General features: G+C 57.4%; 1 protein-coding gene. It reads right to left on the bottom strand.

Going from position 1 to position 807, the window contains the following annotated elements:
* Positions 1–200 precede the first annotated feature (200 nt).
* The gene (locus U4Y91_RS36545) at positions 201–446 is read right to left on the bottom strand and encodes a SymE family type I addiction module toxin (RefSeq protein ID WP_081071593.1); all 246 of its coding nucleotides are present in this window, start codon (positions 444–446) and stop codon (positions 201–203) included.
* Positions 447–807: the final 361 nt, after the last annotated feature.

Here is an 807-nt window from a genome sequence, read left to right as displayed (position 1 = left end):
CGGCGATGAAAATGCGCGGCGTGCCTGGCATGGGTTGCAGCTCGTGCTGAAAGACTACACGGCAGCGGACCTGAATTACCGGCCCGCTGCAATTGCAGAGCCATCGGCGCTTGTCACAGTTACTAACGGTGCGGAGTATCGGGCACCGAGCTACCTAGACGGATGGTGACTTGCGACGCCCACCATGGGCAATGCGCCGATCACATCGGCGTGATGATGAGTCGCTGGTGCTCGACAGTGATCCGGACGCGTTCTCCTGCCTCGAATCCCGCGTCCTCAAGCCATACGCCCGCCAATTTGATCCACGGGTAATACGTCGTGTTCAGTTTCCGGTGTGCTCTGATGGCACGGAGGACTCTAGACAAGGAGTGATGACGTGCTGACTCTTGAATCTTGACGAAGCGTTCCGTTACGACGGGGCGTGACTTATGATTGGCGTTAGCCATTTCCGACTCCTACGCTGAGTTGGTGGTGGTCAGCGGGTCGTATGGGTGGCAGCCCATGCGGCCCGCGCTTTTTGCGGTGACGCCATTTGAGTCTACCTAACTGGGCATCTCGAAATATGGAAAATTCGGGCGATGGCCAACCGGCATAGGTATGGAAGGGAAGCGTCGTGATCCACTACGGCGTCTTTCGGGCGATGACCTTTATCGTCTGAACTTCTTTCGAAGCATTATTGCGGCCTCAGTGGTCAGATCCGGAACGTTATGCTGCCATTCGACGCGGCGCATTTCTTCGAGGAATTCCACGATTACGTTAAGCTGCTCTCGGCGGCAATGGCTGACCGCCGAGCGGCACGAGGCCACG

Source organism: Burkholderia sp. BCC1993 (assembly GCF_905339865.1).
Lineage (GTDB): Bacteria > Pseudomonadota > Gammaproteobacteria > Burkholderiales > Burkholderiaceae > Burkholderia.
Note: the sequence above shows the minus strand (reverse complement) of the source record. Positions and strands in the feature narration are given on the sequence as shown.

Bases quoted from the DNA above. Each gene is read 5' to 3' on its own strand.
- U4Y91_RS36545 (WP_081071593.1), bottom strand. From the start codon at position 446: ATGGCTAACGCCAATCATAAGTCACGCCCCGTCGTAACGGAACGCTTC.